This is a genomic window from Flavobacterium cyclinae (assembly GCF_021172145.1).
In the GTDB taxonomy this organism is placed as follows: domain Bacteria; phylum Bacteroidota; class Bacteroidia; order Flavobacteriales; family Flavobacteriaceae; genus Flavobacterium; species Flavobacterium cyclinae.
Genome location: NZ_CP089095.1, coordinates 2,152,401 through 2,170,382 on the forward strand (window position 1 = coordinate 2,152,401; position 17,982 = coordinate 2,170,382).

The 17,982-nt window shown below is 32.9% G+C and carries 14 protein-coding genes; 9 read left to right on the forward strand and 5 right to left on the reverse strand.

Annotated elements, in window-relative coordinates; translation table 11 throughout:
* Nucleotides 1–14: 14 nt before the first annotated feature.
* Nucleotides 15–245 carry a DUF8828 family protein gene (locus LOS86_RS10115; RefSeq protein WP_231841985.1) on the forward strand — a complete coding sequence of 77 codons (231 nt, stop codon included), beginning with the start codon at nt 15–17 and terminating at the stop codon, nt 243–245.
* Between the two features lie 71 nt (nt 246–316).
* Here LOS86_RS10115 and meaB read toward each other — a convergent pair whose 3' ends face one another.
* Nucleotides 317–1,453 (reverse strand): methylmalonyl Co-A mutase-associated GTPase MeaB, encoded by a 1,137-nt coding sequence (gene meaB, locus LOS86_RS10120; RefSeq protein WP_231841986.1) that lies wholly within the window; start codon nt 1,451–1,453, stop codon nt 317–319.
* Nucleotides 1,454–1,498: 45 nt separating this feature from the next.
* Between meaB and LOS86_RS10125 the strand changes: the two genes are divergently transcribed.
* The gene (locus LOS86_RS10125) at nt 1,499–2,404 is read left to right on the forward strand and encodes an AEC family transporter (RefSeq protein WP_231841987.1); all 906 of its coding nucleotides are present in this window, start codon (nt 1,499–1,501) and stop codon (nt 2,402–2,404) included.
* Nucleotides 2,405–2,546: 142 nt separating this feature from the next.
* Entirely contained in the window at nt 2,547–3,944 is a 1,398-nt protein-coding gene (locus tag LOS86_RS10130; RefSeq protein ID WP_231841988.1) for an FAD-binding oxidoreductase, read from the forward strand.
* Here LOS86_RS10130 and LOS86_RS10135 read toward each other — a convergent pair whose 3' ends face one another.
* Nucleotides 3,945–4,739, reverse strand: coding sequence for a hypothetical protein (locus LOS86_RS10135; protein ID WP_231841989.1), 795 nt, complete (start codon nt 4,737–4,739; stop codon nt 3,945–3,947).
* An 87-nt stretch (nt 4,740–4,826) separates the two neighbouring features.
* Entirely contained in the window at nt 4,827–5,228 is a 402-nt protein-coding gene (locus LOS86_RS10140) for a hypothetical protein (protein ID WP_231841990.1), read from the reverse strand.
* A gap of 247 nt (nt 5,229–5,475) precedes the next feature.
* Between LOS86_RS10140 and LOS86_RS10145 the strand changes: the two genes are divergently transcribed.
* The 5 genes from LOS86_RS10145 to LOS86_RS10165 all read left to right on the forward strand — a co-directional run bounded on the left by LOS86_RS10145 (nt 5,476) and on the right by LOS86_RS10165 (nt 13,058).
* The gene (locus LOS86_RS10145; RefSeq protein ID WP_231841991.1) at nt 5,476–6,030 is read left to right on the forward strand and encodes a DUF2975 domain-containing protein; all 555 of its coding nucleotides are present in this window, start codon (nt 5,476–5,478) and stop codon (nt 6,028–6,030) included.
* A 3-nt stretch (nt 6,031–6,033) separates the two neighbouring features.
* The gene (locus LOS86_RS10150; RefSeq protein ID WP_231841992.1) at nt 6,034–6,240 is read left to right on the forward strand and encodes a helix-turn-helix domain-containing protein; all 207 of its coding nucleotides are present in this window, start codon (nt 6,034–6,036) and stop codon (nt 6,238–6,240) included.
* Nucleotides 6,241–6,324: 84 nt separating this feature from the next.
* Nucleotides 6,325–6,639, forward strand: a complete 315-nt coding sequence (locus tag LOS86_RS10155) for an HPF/RaiA family ribosome-associated protein (RefSeq protein ID WP_231841993.1) — start codon at nt 6,325–6,327, stop codon at nt 6,637–6,639.
* Nucleotides 6,640–6,991: 352 nt separating this feature from the next.
* Nucleotides 6,992–12,196 carry a RemA C-terminal-like gliding motility protein gene (locus tag LOS86_RS10160; protein ID WP_231841994.1) on the forward strand — a complete coding sequence of 1,735 codons (5,205 nt, stop codon included), beginning with the start codon at nt 6,992–6,994 and terminating at the stop codon, nt 12,194–12,196.
* Nucleotides 12,197–12,482: 286 nt separating this feature from the next.
* Nucleotides 12,483–13,058, forward strand: a complete 576-nt coding sequence (locus LOS86_RS10165) for a hypothetical protein (RefSeq protein ID WP_231841995.1) — start codon at nt 12,483–12,485, stop codon at nt 13,056–13,058.
* A gap of 131 nt (nt 13,059–13,189) precedes the next feature.
* Here the strand turns inward: LOS86_RS10165 and LOS86_RS10170 are convergent, their stop codons facing one another.
* Entirely contained in the window at nt 13,190–15,820 is a 2,631-nt protein-coding gene (locus tag LOS86_RS10170) for a valine--tRNA ligase (protein ID WP_231843929.1), read from the reverse strand.
* Nucleotides 15,821–16,139: 319 nt separating this feature from the next.
* Between LOS86_RS10170 and LOS86_RS10175 the strand changes: the two genes are divergently transcribed.
* The gene (locus tag LOS86_RS10175; RefSeq protein WP_231841996.1) at nt 16,140–16,565 is read left to right on the forward strand and encodes a DUF1573 domain-containing protein; all 426 of its coding nucleotides are present in this window, start codon (nt 16,140–16,142) and stop codon (nt 16,563–16,565) included.
* A 57-nt stretch (nt 16,566–16,622) separates the two neighbouring features.
* On the opposite strand, the gene LOS86_RS10180 is transcribed toward LOS86_RS10175, so the two are convergent.
* The gene (locus LOS86_RS10180) at nt 16,623–17,933 is read right to left on the reverse strand and encodes a retropepsin-like aspartic protease (protein WP_231841997.1); all 1,311 of its coding nucleotides are present in this window, start codon (nt 17,931–17,933) and stop codon (nt 16,623–16,625) included.
* Nucleotides 17,934–17,982: the final 49 nt, after the last annotated feature.

Here is a 17,982-nt window from a genome sequence, read left to right on the forward strand (position 1 = left end):
TAAAAATAAAAAATATGAACTTACCAAAATTTGTAATCGGAGATAATACCGATTTTCCAGAAGATATTTTTGTAATCCATTTAGAATATCCAAGATTCGTAATCAATTTAAAAGATGACGAAGTAGAATTTTTAGAAGATATCGAAGAAGAAGACGAAAAGGAATTGGAATCCGAAATGGAACATTTAATTACCATTGCTGGAGAATTCTACGATAGAGAAATGGAACGTTACGAGCAAGAATAGTGTTCAGTCCCGATAGCTATCGGGAGTAAAAAGTGTTTAGCAGCTAATTACTAATTACTTTTCACTAATTACTATTTATTAAAATATTGTTCCAACAAATACATAGCCGCTGCAAAAGGTGAAATTTCATTGTTTTGCACGGCTTTTTTGTTTTCTTCTAATAGTTGAATGATATTCGGATGATTGTAAAAGTGTGATTTCAATTGTTCGTTTATCGTTTCCATCATCCAAAATTGGTTTTGACTTTGGCGTTTTTCTTCGAAATAATGATTCGATTTTACCAATTCAAAATACTCCGAAATAATTTCCCAAATCGCATCAATTCCTGTTTTCTCATAAGCACTACAAGTCGTCACTTTCGGAATCCAACCCGAAGATTTGGCTGGAAATAAATGTAATGCTCTATTGAATTCGGTCTTGGCTAATTTGGCTTTTGCAACATTATCGCCATCGGCTTTATTGATTACGATAGTGTCTGCCATTTCCATGATACCGCGTTTGATACCTTGTAATTCATCTCCTGCACCCGAAATTTTCAACAACAAAAAGAAATCCACCATACTGTGAACAGCAGTTTCGCTTTGCCCTACTCCAACGGTTTCAATAATTATCGTATCAAACCCACAAGCTTCACAAAGAATAATAGTTTCACGCGTTTTTCTGGCAACGCCTCCCAACGTATCACCTGAAGCACTTGGTCGGATATAAGCGTTTTCATCTTTTACCAATTCTTCCATTCGGGTTTTATCGCCCAAAATACTTCCGTGACTGATAGACGAACTTGGGTCAACCGCTAAAACTGCGACTTTCTTTCCGAGGGAAGTTAAATATTTTCCAAAAGCTTCGATAAATGTACTTTTTCCAACCCCCGGAACACCAGTAATTCCAATACGAACGGAGTTATTAGCATATGGCAAACAACCTTTTATCACTTCATTAGCTTTAGCTAAATGTTCAGGATTCATACTTTCAACCAAAGTTATAGCGCGACTCAAAGCGGTTTTATCACTTTTTAAAATTCCAGCAATTAATTCTTCTGCCGAAGGTTGTTTTCTTCGGAATTGTTGAATTTGACTTGCTACAACACTACTCAACGTTTCGGGTTGCTCCACGCCGTGAATTTCTGAAAGTGCCGATTTTTTATTTGGTGTTTTCAAAAGGAATTTTGCTTTGTGTAAAAATACAAAAAATGTAGGAATATAAAACATCGAAATCTCAGGGTTTAATTACCTTTGTATTCTTGATTTCTTCAAATGGAAAATATCTTACTTTTATTTTTATGTTTGATTTTGGGTGTTGCGCTTCAAAAAGTACCGCAATTTCCTAAAAACGCGTATCAAAGTTTGAATCAATACGTGATTTACGTTTCGCTTCCCGCTTTGGCGTTGTATTATATTCCGAAAATTACGATTTCTTTGGCATTGCTTTATCCAATTGGCGTTGCATGGTTAGGTTTCGGATTATCGTTTGTGTTTTTCTGCGCTTTAGGAACGTATTTCAAATGGTCGAAAAAGTTAATCGGCTGTTTGATTTTAACTGGTGGATTGAGCAATACTTCCTTTGTAGGATTTCCTATTATCGAAGCTTTATATGGGTCGGAAGGATTGAAAACCGCCATCATAGTTGACCAACCGGGTTCATTCGTAGTAGTAACCACTTTAGGAATTTTAGTCGCAGCTAGTTTCTCTCGAGGCAATTTAAGCACTTCAGAAATCGTATTGAAAATTGTAAAATTTCCCCCTTTTATTGCTTTTACGATTGCACTTTGTTGCACACTGTTTTCTTTAGAATTTCCAGAAGCATTACAAAACTCGTTTTTAAGAATTGGAAACACAGTAACTCCAGTTGCTTTGGTAGCCGTTGGATTGCAATTAAAAATTGATACGAGAAGCAAACATTGGTCGTTTTTAGTTTTAGGATTGCTTTTCAAATTGATTTTAATGCCCGCTTTTTTCTTCTTACTTTACAAAATTGTGTTAAACGGAAAAGGACTAGAAATTGATGTTTCTATCATGGAATCCGCAATGGCACCAATGATTACGGGAGCTATTTTAGCTTCTAACTATGGATTAAAACCGAAATTAAGCAGTATGATGATTGGGATTGGAATTCCGTTTTCGTTGCTTACAGTAGCTTTTTGGTATTGGATTTTGAGTTAGTATCACAAAGTTGCTCAAAGTTTTGCACGAAGTTACGCTATGTCATAATTTGCGAACCTTGCGAAAACTTTGCCCCTTTGCGGTTAAAATCTGTATTCCAAAAAACATAAAATTAATTATCTTTACACTTCAATTTTACACTATGAATCCTGAAATATTACTTGCGCTTGAAAATATTGTTGGTTCGGCTTATATTTTTACTGATGAGGCTACTCGTAAAACCTATGGTCATGATGAAACGGAAGATTTGAGCTTTCCTCCTCATGTTGTGGTGAAGCCTGCTAATACGGAAGAAGTGGCGCAAATTTTAAAAGTTTCCAACACTTATAAAATTCCGACAACTCCGATTGGTGCGCGAACGGGTTTGAGTGGTGGTGCTTTATCGATTTATGGTGGCATTGCGATTTCAATGGAACGCTTTAATAAAATCATTGAAATTGATGAGAAAAGCCTACAAGTTACTACCGAACCTGGTGTAATTACGCAAGTTTTACGAGAGGCTGTGGCAGAAAAAGGCTTGTTTTATCCCGTAGATCCAAGTAGTATGGGAAGTTGTTTTATTGGCGGAAACATTGCTGAGAACTCTGGTGGTGCAAGGGCTTTGAAATATGGCGTAACAAAAGATTATGTGCTAAATTTAGAAGTCGTTTTACCAACAGGCGATATCATTTGGACAGGCGCTAATACCTTGAAAAATTCTACTGGTTACAACCTTACCCAATTGATGGTGGGTAGCGAAGGAACTTTGGGAATCGTGACAAAAATTGTATTGAAATTATTGCCTCAAAATAAACATAACGTATTGCTTTTAGTTCCGTTTTATAAAGCTGAACAAGCGTGTGAAGCGGTTTCGGCAATATTTAGAGCCGGAATTGTGCCAAGTGCGTTAGAGTTCATGGAACGCGATGCTATTGATTGGACTATAAAATTTGTTGATGGTTTGAATGTGGAAGTCAAAGACAATGTTCAAGCACATTTATTGATTGAAGTGGATGGCAATTATCCTGAAATTTTAATGCAAGAAGCTGAACAAATTTTGGCAGTCGTAGAGCAATTTGAAATCGATGAAGTACTGTTTGCCGATACTGACGAACAAAAAAATACGTTATGGAAAATGCGTCGCTCTGTGGCTGAAGCGGTGAAAGCAAATTCTATTTATAAAGAAGAAGATACGGTTGTTCCAAGATATGAATTGCCTAAATTATTAAAAGGAATCAAAGAAATTGGAGCGAAATATGGTTTTCAATCGGTGTGTTATGGCCATGCTGGTGATGGTAATTTACACGTAAACATCATCAAAGGCAACATGACCGATGATAATTGGAAAACTGAAGTTCCTAAAGGGATTCGTGAAATTTTTGAATTGACGGTTGGTTTAAAAGGAACACTTTCTGGCGAACACGGTATTGGTTTAGTACAAAAAAACTACATGGATATTGCGTTTTCAAAAGTACATTTGGAACTAATGGAACGCATAAAAGCCATTTTTGACCCTAATAATGTGCTGAATCCTGGGAAGATTTTTCCGGATGGGGAATGATTAATTCTTTTTAAATGATTCAATCTTTTTAATAAAATATTCATCTTTAATCAAAATATTTATTGAGTCTCGATATTTATTTGCAAGACTGTCTTGTCCAAAAATTTTATAATATTCCCAACCCTTTGAATATCTGAAACCTTTATTTTCATAATTAAAACCAATTAATTCTTCATAGTTTTCAACAATTTCATCTGAACTTAAATCATCAAATAAATTTCTAAAAATTTGATATTTGACTATTAAAAAATTTGAAGTAGTTGCATGTTTTGATGGTATAGTTTTATATAACTCATATGCTTCCTTATTGTAACCTTGTTTAGAGAGATTTAAACACTTTTCTAACTTTCTATTTGAAAAATTAAAACTTGGATCATTTGTTTTTAAAATGGCGTAAGATATGTAGTTTTCTTTCATATCTAAACCTGTAGAATAAGAGAGAAAATTATCTATTTTAATTTGACCATCTTTATCAATTAATATCAATTCTGTAACCTCAACTAAATTAGTTAACTCTGAACATATGATAAAATGAATTCCTTTTTTTGATTTGAAACTATTTGTGATTTTAATTTTTCCCTTTAATTTTTTTGACAAATTTTGGAAATATTCTGAGCATTTTCTTTCGTATCTGTACTTAGAATTAAAAATTTTTCTATCAACTTTATTATCTAATTTTAATGAATCAGAAATATGATCGATTCGTTTTAAAACATCGATAACGTTAATAAAATTATCATACTTTTGATTTTTGTTTGACTTTATTTTACTAATTAAATTTTCAGAAAATTTCAAATATTCATCATCTGAAACCTCTTTCTCTGAACAAGCAACTAGGAATAAAAACAAAAATAAAATTTTAATGTAATTCATAGAATAAATTTACTTCCCTAAAAACTCCACCAAATTCGCATCCGCATTTTTAAACGTTGGTGGTTGTTCGATAATACTTGCATTTCTTTTTTTGTTAATTTTCATGGTGATATCAGCATCCGTAGTAAACAATAAAACCGACATAAACGGATTAGCGATATAAGGCGTTAATTCTGCTTCCATTTCCTCCATTTTGATGATTTTTTCTACTTCTTGTAAACCATCATTGTAAATTTTAAAGGTCACGGAAAGCTTCAAAACGCCATCTTGCGCTACGGTTCTCACGTATATATTTTGCAACTCAGGTTTTCCGATGGTTTTAGCTAAAGTGAGTTTTGCGAAAGTTCTGTTGGTGATACTTTCATTAACATGATTGAAAAATTCGTTGTAAACTATACTGTTTTCGTTCATTTTGATATGGAATTACTTTTCAAAGATAGTTAGTTTAAATAAAATATACCTACTTAAAAAAAATGCTTTTATGTAAACAAAAAATATAAATACAAATTCTCAAAAGTATGTTAAACTATTTTTTTGTAAAAAAATGAACTTCTATTTTAATTTAACACAAACAATTTATCAAAAAATAATACATTTTTATTGTTTTTCAATAAATTTTTATTGATATTTGCATCATTAATTCTTAATATTTACTCTTATGGAAATAAAAATTAGTGCACAACAAATGCTAAATGTATTGTATGTATTGGCTTGGATTATCTTTATTGGACTTGGTATTGATGCCGGTGGATTTCTTGTAAACACCTTTTTTACTTTGTTCATTAATCCGATAGGTTCATCGTATTTTTGGAACCATATCGATTTGTCCTCCTTGTATCAATTTAACCAAAGTCATTTTGTGACGTTAACTTCTATAATGAGTATAGTGGCGGTTTTAAAAGCAATTCTGTTCTATTTGATTATCAAAATAATTCATGATAAGAAACTCAATTTGGCCCAACCTTTTAATAAAGATGTCAATCGATTTATTTTTAGCGTGGCGTATTTAACGTTGGGAATTGCACTTTTTGCGATTTGGGGAACTAATTTTTCTGAGAAAATGGTGCAACAAGGCGTTTCTATTCCATCGATTCAGCATTTAAAAATTGCGGGAGGCGATGTTTGGTTGTTTATGGGAATTACGCTTTTAGTGATTGCTCAAATTTTCAAACGCGGTATCGAATTTCAGGAGGAAAACGAATTAACAGTATAACGTATGGCAATAATAGTAAACTTAGATGTGATGATGGCAAAAAGAAAAATGTCGCTCAACGAACTTTCGGAAAAGGTAGATATTACGTTAGCTAACTTATCGATTTTAAAAACTGGAAAAGCAAAAGCCATACGCTTTAGTACGCTTGAAGCAATTTGCAAAGTATTAGATTGTCAGCCTGGAGATATTTTGGAATATACTCAAGATTAATTTATAGCTTTTTTAACTTTTAAATATTGGTATTTTAATAGAATATTCGTAACTTTAAGTATTATTAATTTAATCCTTATCATTATGTTAGTTCAAATTCACACCGACAAAAATATTGAGGGCGGAAGCCGTTTTGCAGAATTCTTTAGTAACGAAATAAAAAATGAATTAGCAAGATTTGATGAAATCGTAACCCGTGTTGAAGTTCACGTTTCTGACGAAAATGGAAATAAATCCACTCCAAATGACAAAAAATGTGTCATTGAAGCCCGAGTAGAAAAAAAACAACCTATAGCGGTTACCGCTACAGCCGATAGCCCAGAAAAAGCATTTTTTGAAGCTTTAGAAAAAATCCAACGTGTTTTGGATACCACTTTAGATAAAATTAAAGAACATTAAAAAAATTTATAATTTTTAAAATACCTCCCATGGGAGGTATTTTTTTTGCATTTATATGTTGCAGCTACTTTAATTATTAATTTTATTAAATCAGCATGAATAAATTATATTTTTCTATAAAAATCTTCTAATAAAATGCCATTAAAAACATTATAACGTTAAAAAACTACATTTTATCGAAAACTTTATTACTCAATATTAAAAAAGGATACATTTACAATTGTAATCAGTTATTCTTAAACAAGATACAGTTATTCTTTTTACAGTCCAACTTATTACTTATACTAACCTTTTTAATCGTTAGTATAATTCTTCCCCTACATAGTAAATAAATTATTTTAATTCATTTTATATGGGGATGTTATGCTTTAAAACCTTCAATACTACTTTTAATATTGAAGAAAAAAGAATCTTAAAAAAAAGCGAAAATGCAGTGTTTTTTAATACTAGTTCCATTTTCAAAATTCTAATTTTTACTTTATCGTTTTTTGTTTTAGGAATTGGAAACGTATGGGGACAATGCAATTTTAGAATTCAACTTAAAGATTCCTATGGAGATGGCTGGAATGGAGGAAATATTTCAACAGTAAAAGTGGATGGAATAACAGTTTTATCAAATTTATCTTCATCAACTGGTACAAGTTGGACAAATAATGGTACGTTTACAGCTTACAATGGTCAAATTATATCTATATCATATACTTCAGGATCCTATTGTTATGAAAATTCTTACAGAATTCAAAGAAATGATTCAGGAACATGGAACAATATTTATACTTCAGTAACTTGTCCTACAGGAACATATAATATAACAAATAATGGATGTAGTATCTCTCAACCAGGTTGCTCAGGAACACCAAACTCAGGAACTGCAACTGTTAGTGCTGAAGCTGGTTGTAGTGGTTCATCAATAACATTAAGTGCAACTGGATTATCTTCTGGATCAGGAATAAGTTATCAATGGGAAAGTGCTTCGTCCGCTTCAGGACCATGGACCAATATATCTGGTGCAACAAATAATTCAGCTAATATAACTTCTGTAAATGGAACAACTTTTTATCGAATAACTACAACTTGTACCTCATCGGGTTTAACTAATTCTTCTAATTCTGTTTCCTTTACCGGATCAACATGTGGGTCGGTTAACATTCCATCATCAGGTTCTACTACTGTAAATTGTGGAACTAGTACTTATATTTATGACAATGGTGGTTCTTCAGGAGATTATGCATCAAGCAGTAATGGATATTCTGTTCTAGATAATTCTGGAACTGGGGTAATTACATTAACTGGATCTTTTACTTACATTGAAGGAGGTTATGATTATCTAAAAATCTATAGTGGTGTTGGTATAAGCGGAACATTATTAGCAACTTATTCAAATTCAAGTGGAGGAACAATAACTCCATATACAAGTCCAGCAGGTACACCTATTACAATTCAATTTACATCGGATTCTAGTGTACAAGGCGCTGGTTTTGCCTTAACTGCAATATACTCAGGAACCTGCGCCTCATGTATGGCTCCAACGGCTTTAACTTCAACTGTGGCAACCACAACAGCTGCTACCATTTCATGGACAGCAGCTTCACCAGCGCCAGCAAATGGTTATGATTATTATATATCTTCAACTTCTACAGCTCCAACAGCAGGAACAACTCCTACAGGTACAACAGCAGCTGGTGTTACTACTGAAGAATTAACTAGTTTAACGGCTAACACTATTTATTACTTTTGGGTACGCTCTAATTGTGGTGGAGGTGAAGTTTCATCTTGGGTAAGTGGTGGAAGTTTTAACACTTTAGAAGGTAATACTTGTGGATTAGTTCAAGATTTAGCATCATTAACTAGTCCTTACAGCGGTACTACTGTTGGTTTCTCTAATAGTTTCACAAACTCTTGTTTAACTGGTACTGGAGGTGATAGAATTTTTAAAATTGATGTTCCAGATGGTTTTCAACTTTTCATTGGACAATCTGTTAACGGCTATGATTCTAAACACAGAATTGCCTATGGAGGAACTTGTCCAGGAACTACAGAAATCAATACAGGATATGTAGCAAACTTTCCTACACAGCTTACAAATGGAACTTCTTTAGGATGCTTAGACTACGATGATTTAACTCATTATTATTTCAACAATACTACAGGTTCCACTCAAACCGTATATTGGATACAAGATGGTTATTCGACTAATGAAGGAACATTTACTTTAGAATGGGAATTGAGTGCAGCTCCAACTTGTATTATTCCTTCAGCTTTAACTTCAACTGTATCTACCTCAACATCAGCTACTATTTCTTGGACAGCAGCTTCCCCTGATCCAGCAAATGGGTATGATTATTATATATCTTCAACATCTACAGCTCCAACTGCAGGTACAACTCCTACAGGTACAACAACTGTTGGTGTTACTTCTGAAGAATTAACTAGTTTAACTGCTAATACCACTTATTATTTTTGGGTACGCTCTAATTGTGGTGGTGGTGAGGTTTCATCTTGGGTAAGTGGTGGAAGTTTTTATACGGGGTATTGCTTACCATCTGGTGCTACTAATTATTATTTAAACAATGTTGTTACTACCGGTGGTCTTACAAATATTTCTAATGCTTCTGGAGCGGGATCTGGTGGTTATACAAATTACTCTTCAACAATAAGTTGTTCAAATTATATTGGAGCAACTACTTCTATCACATTAACACCAAGTTCTGGAACTAATTATTTCTACTGTTGGATTGATTGGAATAATGATTTGGACTTTAATGATGCAAACGAAACGATTTTTGCTACTACAACTTTTACATCAAATTATACTGGTTCAATTACTATTCCTAATGGCACAGCAATTGGAAACTATAGAATGCGTGTTGCTAATAGCTGGTCAGGAATAATTACTTCTTGCGGACCTTCAAGTAATGGTGAATACGAAGATTATACATTTAGTGTAATTTTAGAGCCACAACCTATCACTATTACCCCTGCATCAGCAACTACATTTTGTGTTGGAAATTCGGTAGACTTAACTGCTTCTAGTACTGAAGCATACACTTATACATGGTCACCAAGTACTGGATTAAGTAGTACGAATGGTGCTACAGTAACAGCTAATCCTACAAGCACAACAACCTATACTGTTACAGGTGATAATGGTGCTGGAATGGTAACAAGTCAAAATATAACTATTACTATAACACCTTCTCCTTCAGATGTAACTATTAGTAATAGTAGTGAAACCGTGTGTAAAAACAGTGTTCAAACATTAGTTGCTAGCGGAGGTAATGTATCGGGTTTATCTACAACTGTATCTTCAGGAAATGTGAATTTAGCTATACCAGATTACAACATGAGTACTGGAGTTTCTCAAGTATTATCTGTAAATACTATACCTGAAAATGCAACAATAACTAATATTGATGTAACATTTAACATTACTCACACTTGGGATTCAGATGTAATAATTAATCTTGAAGCTCCAAATGGCAAAATTGTAAATTTAGTTGCTAAAGAAGGAGGTGCTGGAGACAATTTTACAAACACAAAAATTACTTCAAACACTTCTGTTTCTTCAATAGTAGGAAATAGTGCTCCTTTTACAGGTACTTTTCAAGCCGAACTTGCCTCTAATACAAATGCTAGTTCTCCAACACCTGCTATTAATACACAATTATTTTCTGATTTATTTTCAATACCTAACGGAGATTGGAAACTAAGAGTGTATGATGATATTTCGGACGACACAGGAACTTTAATTAATTGTGCCATTACCATAACTTATGATTCATCACAAATAACTTGGTCGCCAATTTCAGATCTTTATACTGATGCTGCTTGTACCGTTGCATATACTGGTGAACATGCAACAACATTATATGCAAAACCAAGTGAAACTAGAACCTATACTGCTTCTTCAATAGTTGGAAGTTGCGAAAAAACAGATACCATTACATTTACTGTTGCATCTGCTGTACATGATGGAACCGCTTGGTCTAGCGCTCCTGCTGCAAATAAAGAGTTAATTTTTAATGGTGACTTTAGTTCTACTGAAAATCTAGAAGGATGTAGCTGTACTGTTAATTCTGGAAATGTTGTAATAAATTCAAATCATACTTTAAAAATCTCAAATGAAATTGAAGTAAACGGTGGAAGCATAACTTTTGAAAATAACAGTTCATTAATACAAATTAATGATGTAACTAACTCAGGAAATATAACCTACAAAAGAACTTCACCTCAATCGGTTTCTAATACAGACTATGTGTATTGGTCATCTCCTGTAGGTGGACAAACAGTTCCAAACGGCTATAACTATATGTGGAATAATGCTGGTGGAACATCAGGAAATTGGACTTCAGCTGTTGGTCAATCAATGACGGCTGGAAAAGGTATAATCATGAGAGGTACAAGCAGTAAAACATTTACAGGGGTTCCTTATAACGGTGAAATTGACGTAACAGTTTACCGAAGAAATCTAGCAGGATATAATGACAATTGGAACCTTGTTGGAAATCCTTATCCTTCAGCAATTAGTGCTGATGAATTCTTAACAGATTTAGACAATTCAAATATTGAAGGATCTATCGGAATTTGGACACACAACTCCCCTATTTCTAGTACGAATGGAAATCCTTTTTACGGAAACTACTCTTACAATTATAACCCAAGCGATTATATCATTTATAATTTATCTGGTTCTCAAAATGGCCCTGATACGTATAACGGATATATTCCTGCAGGACAAGCCTTTTTTGTAAAATATAATAATGATGATAATGCTTCCCCAATTGCTGCATCTAGTACTATTAAATTTAAAAACACAATGCGAACTGATGTTGATGGAAATTCTTATAACAATTCTCAATTTTACAGAAATAACGCTTCAACACAAAGTTTAGAAAAGAATAGAATTTGGATAGACATTGTAGGAACTACTTCGGCTTATTCTAGAACTATGGTGGGATATATTGAAACTGCTACTGATAACAAAGACCGATTATTCGATTCGTCTACAAGCGTAACCAACACTAATACAAGCATTTATTCATTAATCAATACAGATAAAATGAGTATACAGGCAAAAGGGCTCCCTTTTAATGATACCGATTCTATAGCATTAGGTTATAACGCTGCACAAGCTGGAAACTTCACAATTGCTATTTATGCGGTTGATGGATTGTTTGTTAATCAAGAAGTGTACTTATTTGATTCAGAATTAAATATCATACATAATATCAAAACAGCGCCATATACTTTTACTACCTTACCAGGAGAAAACAATTCAAGATTTAGCTTAGTATTTAATAATGAAACACTTAGCAATCCTGATTATAGTATAGAAAATTCAGTTTTAATTATTAATTCAAATAAATTAAAAGTAGTTTCTAATTTAGAAGAAATGGAGTCTATAACCGTTTTTGATCTTCTTGGAAGAACTATATACAACAATAGCGATATTAATTCTAAAGAATTCTTACTACCTATCATACAAGAACAAGTACCATTGATCGTAAAAATCAAATTATCAAGTGGTACAATTGTTCAACGAAAAACTTTCTATTAATTTTTTTATAGTTTGTTTCATAGCGTTGAAGGCTTGGATAATATAATTTCCAAGCCTTTTTGTATTTAATACTATCTAATTATTAGGTATTAAAGTATTCTATCCTGAGTTTAGGCTCAGGATTTTTTAGTCTATATGTTGTTGTAAACAAAAATTGAGTTTGATAATTTGTAGGAATTTTTTATTATTTTTGAGGAATAGAATATATGCAACTTTCACCTATCTTGAAAATATGGCAAGATACTAGTCCGATAGTTTCGCATATAAATAAGTTAGTGGCAATAAAATGAAACTCTTGATCGAAGTTGTAGTTGGTTATATGTATAAAGTCCAGAAGAATAAACTGGACACATCCAAATTCAAAGAAGAGTTTGCAGCAATTCGACATGGAAATTATTTGCAGTTTTTCAATTTAATAGGAAAACCTATTGACTTTATCGTATCAAACGATAATGGAGCAGTTAGCACAAGTGTCATCATTGAAGAAAACGAGGCTACTCTTATAGCCTTAAATAAAGTCGGAGAATCACTCAAGGATTTTTTTAAGAGGGCAAGGTATGAGTTTGGAGTGATAAATGATATTGATCTTACTGATGAAGTATTTGAAAAAGCCGCGCTTTTTGAACTTTCGCTAAGAATGCATTCTAACGATAAAAGATTGATAAATAAGGAAATAAACTTTGTTGATATTATTAACAGTCTTAACATTTCAGACTTAGACAAGGAAGTTTTTCATGATGGCAGAAAGTTTATTAATTACATTAAAAGACCTGAAAAGCTGAAATATTCTTGGAATGAAGGTGTTCTAATTTTCAATAAAGCTTTTGAGTTAATGATCGAAAAAAAAATGACAATAATCTAATTGGTAAAAATTTGAAATGGAAATTGAAAGTTTTCCCGCGAGCGCGAGCGTCATGCTCGTGAACACAAAAAAACAAAAAATCCCGAGCTCACACTCGGGATTCATTATTTAAAACCTGACAGGTTTGCAATCTATTTCAAACTCGCTAAACTCTGTTCTAAAGTTGCAATTTTTGCTAAAGCGTCGGCTTCTTTTTTGCGTTCGTTAGCAATTACTTGTTCGGGTGCGCCGGCTACGAATTTTTCATTCGAAAGTTTACCTTGCACCGAGCGTAAGAATCCTTTGGTGTAGTTTAACTCTTCGGTTAATTTTGCAATTTCTGCTTCTACATCGATGTTTCCAGTAATTGGAATAAAATATTCATTCGATTTCACACGGTACGATAATGCACCATCTACTTTATCTGAAACATATTCTAAAGTAGCAACATTTCCTAACTTCTGAATTACTGAATCAAAATATGTTGAGGCTTTTTCGTTGTTCACTACTTTTAAATCTATAGCATCTTTAAATGGCAGATTCTTGTCTTTACGAATCGTTCTAATTCCAGAAATAACTTCCGTTGCGAAATCAAAATCAGCAATTAATTTTGCGTCAAACGCTTTCGCTTTTGGCCATTCTGAAACGATTAACGCTTGTTCTGGCGTTCTTTCGGTAATGTGTTGCCAAATTTCCTCTGTTAAAAACGGCATGAACGGATGTAACAATTTCAAGTTGTTTTCTAACATTTCAATTGCTTTTTCAAATGTAGTGCGGTCAATTGGTTGTTGGTAACCAGGCTTTATCATTTCTAAGAACCACGAACAAAAATCATCCCAAACCAATTTGTAAATCGCCATTAAAGCGTCTGATAATCTGTATTTATCAAAATTATCTTCGATTTCGGCTAAGGTTTGTTGCAACTTCGCTTCGTACCATTCAATCGCTACTTTTGATGCTTCTGGTTGTGCAATATCGGCTACTTCCCAACCTTTGATTAGTTTGAATGCATTCCAAATTTTATTAGAGAAACCTTTTCCTTGGTTGCATAATTCCTCGTCGAACAAAATATCATTTCCTGCCGAAGCACTTAATAACAATCCCACACGAACTCCATCAGCACCAAATTTTTCAATTAGTCCAAGTGGTTCAGGCGAATTTCCTAAAGATTTCGACATTTTACGACCTTGTTTGTCGCGCACTAATCCCGTTAAATATACGTTTGAAAATGGTTTTTCACCTGAATATTCGTAACCTGCAATAATCATACGCGCTACCCAGAAGAATAAAATATCGGGTCCCGTAACTAAATCATTCGAAGGATAATAATATTTAAAATCTTCACTTTCTGGATTTAATACACCTCCAAAAACCGCCATTGGCCATAACCATGAAGAGAACCAAGTGTCCAATGCGTCAGCGTCCTGACGTAATTCAGCAGTGGTCAGTGTTGAGTTGCCAGTTTTTGCTTTCGCAAGCTCAAGCGCTTTTTCGATGTTTTCAGCTACAACGAAATCTTCTTTTCCGTCACCAAAATAGTAAGCCGGGATTTGTTGTCCCCACCACAATTGACGCGAAATATTCCAATCGCGAATGTTGTTTAACCAATGCGCATACGTATTATTGAAACGACTTGGATATAATTTGATTTCGTCTGATTCTAAAACGGCTTTGATAGCAGGTTTTACTAAATCTTCCATTTTTAAGAACCATTGGTCGGATAATCTTGGTTCGATTACCGCTTTCGTTCTTTCAGAAGTTCCAACTTTATTTAAATGCGTTTCAGTTTTTGCTAAAGCTCCGATAGTTTCTAATTCTTTAGCAATTTCTTCACGAACTACAAATCTATCTTTTCCTTGATAATGCAATCCGTATGAATTCAAAGACGCATCTTCATTGAAAATATCGATGATTTCCAAATTGTGTTTATCACCTAACACTTTATCGTTGGTATCATGAGCAGGCGTTACTTTTAAACAGCCCGTACCGAATTCTACATCTACATATTCGTCTTCGATGATTGGTACTACTCTACCACAAATTGGAACAATAGCTTTTTTCCCTTTTAAATGCGAAAAACGTTCATCATTTGGATTGATACAAATAGCAGTATCCCCAAAAATCGTTTCTGGACGAGTAGTTGCAACCGTTAAGAAATCTTCTGAACCTTCGATTTTGTATTTGATGAAATATAATTTTCCTTGACGTTCTTCAAAGATTACTTCTTCGTCAGATAACGTAGTTTTTGCTTCTGGATCCCAGTTTACCATTCGATAACCGCGATAAATCAAACCTTTGTTGTATAAATCTACAAATGAGTGAATTACAGATGCTGACATATCGTCATCCATCGTAAATTTAGTACGACTCCAATCGCAAGAGCAACCCAATTGTTTTAATTGCTCTAAGATGGTTCCACCGTATTTTTCGGTCCAATCCCAAGCGTGTTTAAGGAATTCTTCGCGTGTTAAATCGTTTTTATTGATGCCTTCTTCTTTTAACTTGGCTACTACTTTCGCTTCGGTTGCAATTGAAGCATGATCCGTTCCTGGCACCCAACAAGCGTTAAACCCTTTTAAACGCGCACGACGAATTAATACATCTTGAATGGTGTTATTCAACATGTGTCCCATGTGTAAGACTCCGGTTACGTTTGGTGGCGGAATTACAATGGTGTACGGCGTTCTGTGGTCGGGTTTAGATGTAAAATAATCGTTTTTCATCCAGTAGTCGTACCACTTTTGTTCTACTTCTTTAGCGTTGAATTGTGCAGGAATCATTATATCGTTTATTGTTTATTGTTAATGGTTTGTTGTTTAAACTTAATGAAACAACGATTACAAAAAATCCTAAAGTTAACTTTCTAGCCCCGATGGGAGCGGCATCCCGCTTTTAGCGGATAGAGCGGACAGCGGGAAAATGGATAGCTAGTAAATCCTAAACCATTCGCTTCTAAAAACACCTAAACTAAAACTTTGGTATATTTTTTGTATTACTAGCTGCAAAAGTAACTATATCACGAAAATAAAAAAAATGTTAGGAGTAGTTTGTTGGTTGCTTATATTTAATTAATTTTACAACAACCTATTAATTGATATGATGATGAAAAAATTACTTGTTTATTTAACTGTATTAATTGGAATATCTTCTTTTGCTCAATCAGGCGCTAAGATTGAATTTAAAGAGGAAACCATAAATTATGGCGAAGTAGAAAAAGGAAAAGATGATGGAATTCGAGTATTTGAGTTCACGAATACTGGTGATGAACCGTTAGTTATTAAAAACGCAAAATCGAGTTGTGGTTGTACGGTTCCAGAATGGCCAAAAGATCCAATTGCTCCAGGAGGAAAAGGACAAATTAAAGTGCAATACAACATGAATCCGGGACCTATTAGCAAAACCATTACAATTGAAAGTAATGCCATTAATAAACCTAATGGAATGATTCCTTTACGTATTAAAGGTACTGTAATTGTAAAGGAAGAAGTTAGTCCGCTAGTAAAAAAGAAGACGTTTCCAAATTCATAAAGAATTAAATAATTAAATCTGGCTTCAAAAAAGTATCTTTTTTTTTGAAGCCTTTTTTTATAGTATTTTTTCTAAATTAAATTTAAACGTTTTAACTACTCCTTTTCTGCTTACTTGAATGGTGATTTGTTTCCCTTCTTTAGAATGAAATAAATCAACAATCCTTTGAATTGACAAATTATGGGAGGTATAATTATTGATTCTCAAAATAATATCTCCAACTTCTAATCCGGCTAGTGCAGCAGGTGAATTTTTTCTAATAGAATAAATTTCAAAATTAGGTTTTAATTCATATTTAAAATAATCGGAATACGTATCTTGGGTAGTGTTTTTTTCAAAGCTAATTACATTTGTTGAAAATGCATTTTGTACTTTTTCTTTGACAAATTGGAATCCGCTATGTTGCACTTCAATTCCAGCCATATTATATTCAAATGGTTTATTAAAAAGTGAATTCTTTTTAAAATATACTTTTTGATTTTCATAATCTAAAATCCAATTGAATCTTTTGATTACTTCGCCTCCTAAAAATCCATTTCTATTTTGCATAGGAATACTAATATCAAAAAAAGATTTTTCTGGATAGGAAACTAACACATTACTGAGTAAATTCCCTTCTAGTTTCACTTCTTTAACTCTAGATTTTTTTCCATAAATATCTCCCGAGAGCCCTTTTCCTAGATAATCTTCAAAATAATAGGAATTACATTTTAAACTATCATTTTCAAACAACCATAAACCATCACTCAATCCAGTATCATATAAAAGTTTTAAGTTTATTTCATCTTTATCGATTATAGTATTTAAATAAATATAAGGCCTGTCATTATTAATCTCAATTTTAGAAACAGCATAACTATCTATTTTTTTCAACTTATTTGATTTATGTAAAATAATATTCATTCTTTGGTAATCTAATTCAATCAAATAATCTTTAAAAAAAGAACTTCCTAATATTCCATTAATTGGAATTCCAAGTCTATTGACCAAACTTATATCGCGATCAAAAACAAAAATTGCTTCAAAATTACTATCTCGATATTTTCCTACTTCTAATGTGTTATTTTTAGATAAGTATCCTTCTACTTTTTCACTAATTCCAGCACCGGTAATTGTAATCAAATTTGTTTCTTTTAAAACCATTGACTCATTATTTGGTAAGCTAAAAACAATACTTTTAGAAGCGCCTGTATCTGCAATCATCTTTAAATTTACTCCATTAAAAACAACATCTACAATAATTAAATTATGAGAAAGTTCAAATGGAATTTTAATTTTATCTCTTTTGGAATTCCATGATGATACATTTTGTCCAAATGAAATTGTTGTACTAATAATAAGAATTCGAAATACAATTATTTTTAGCATTGATTTTTTTTTCTAAGATACAAAAAACAACAATTTATTATTTTGATTT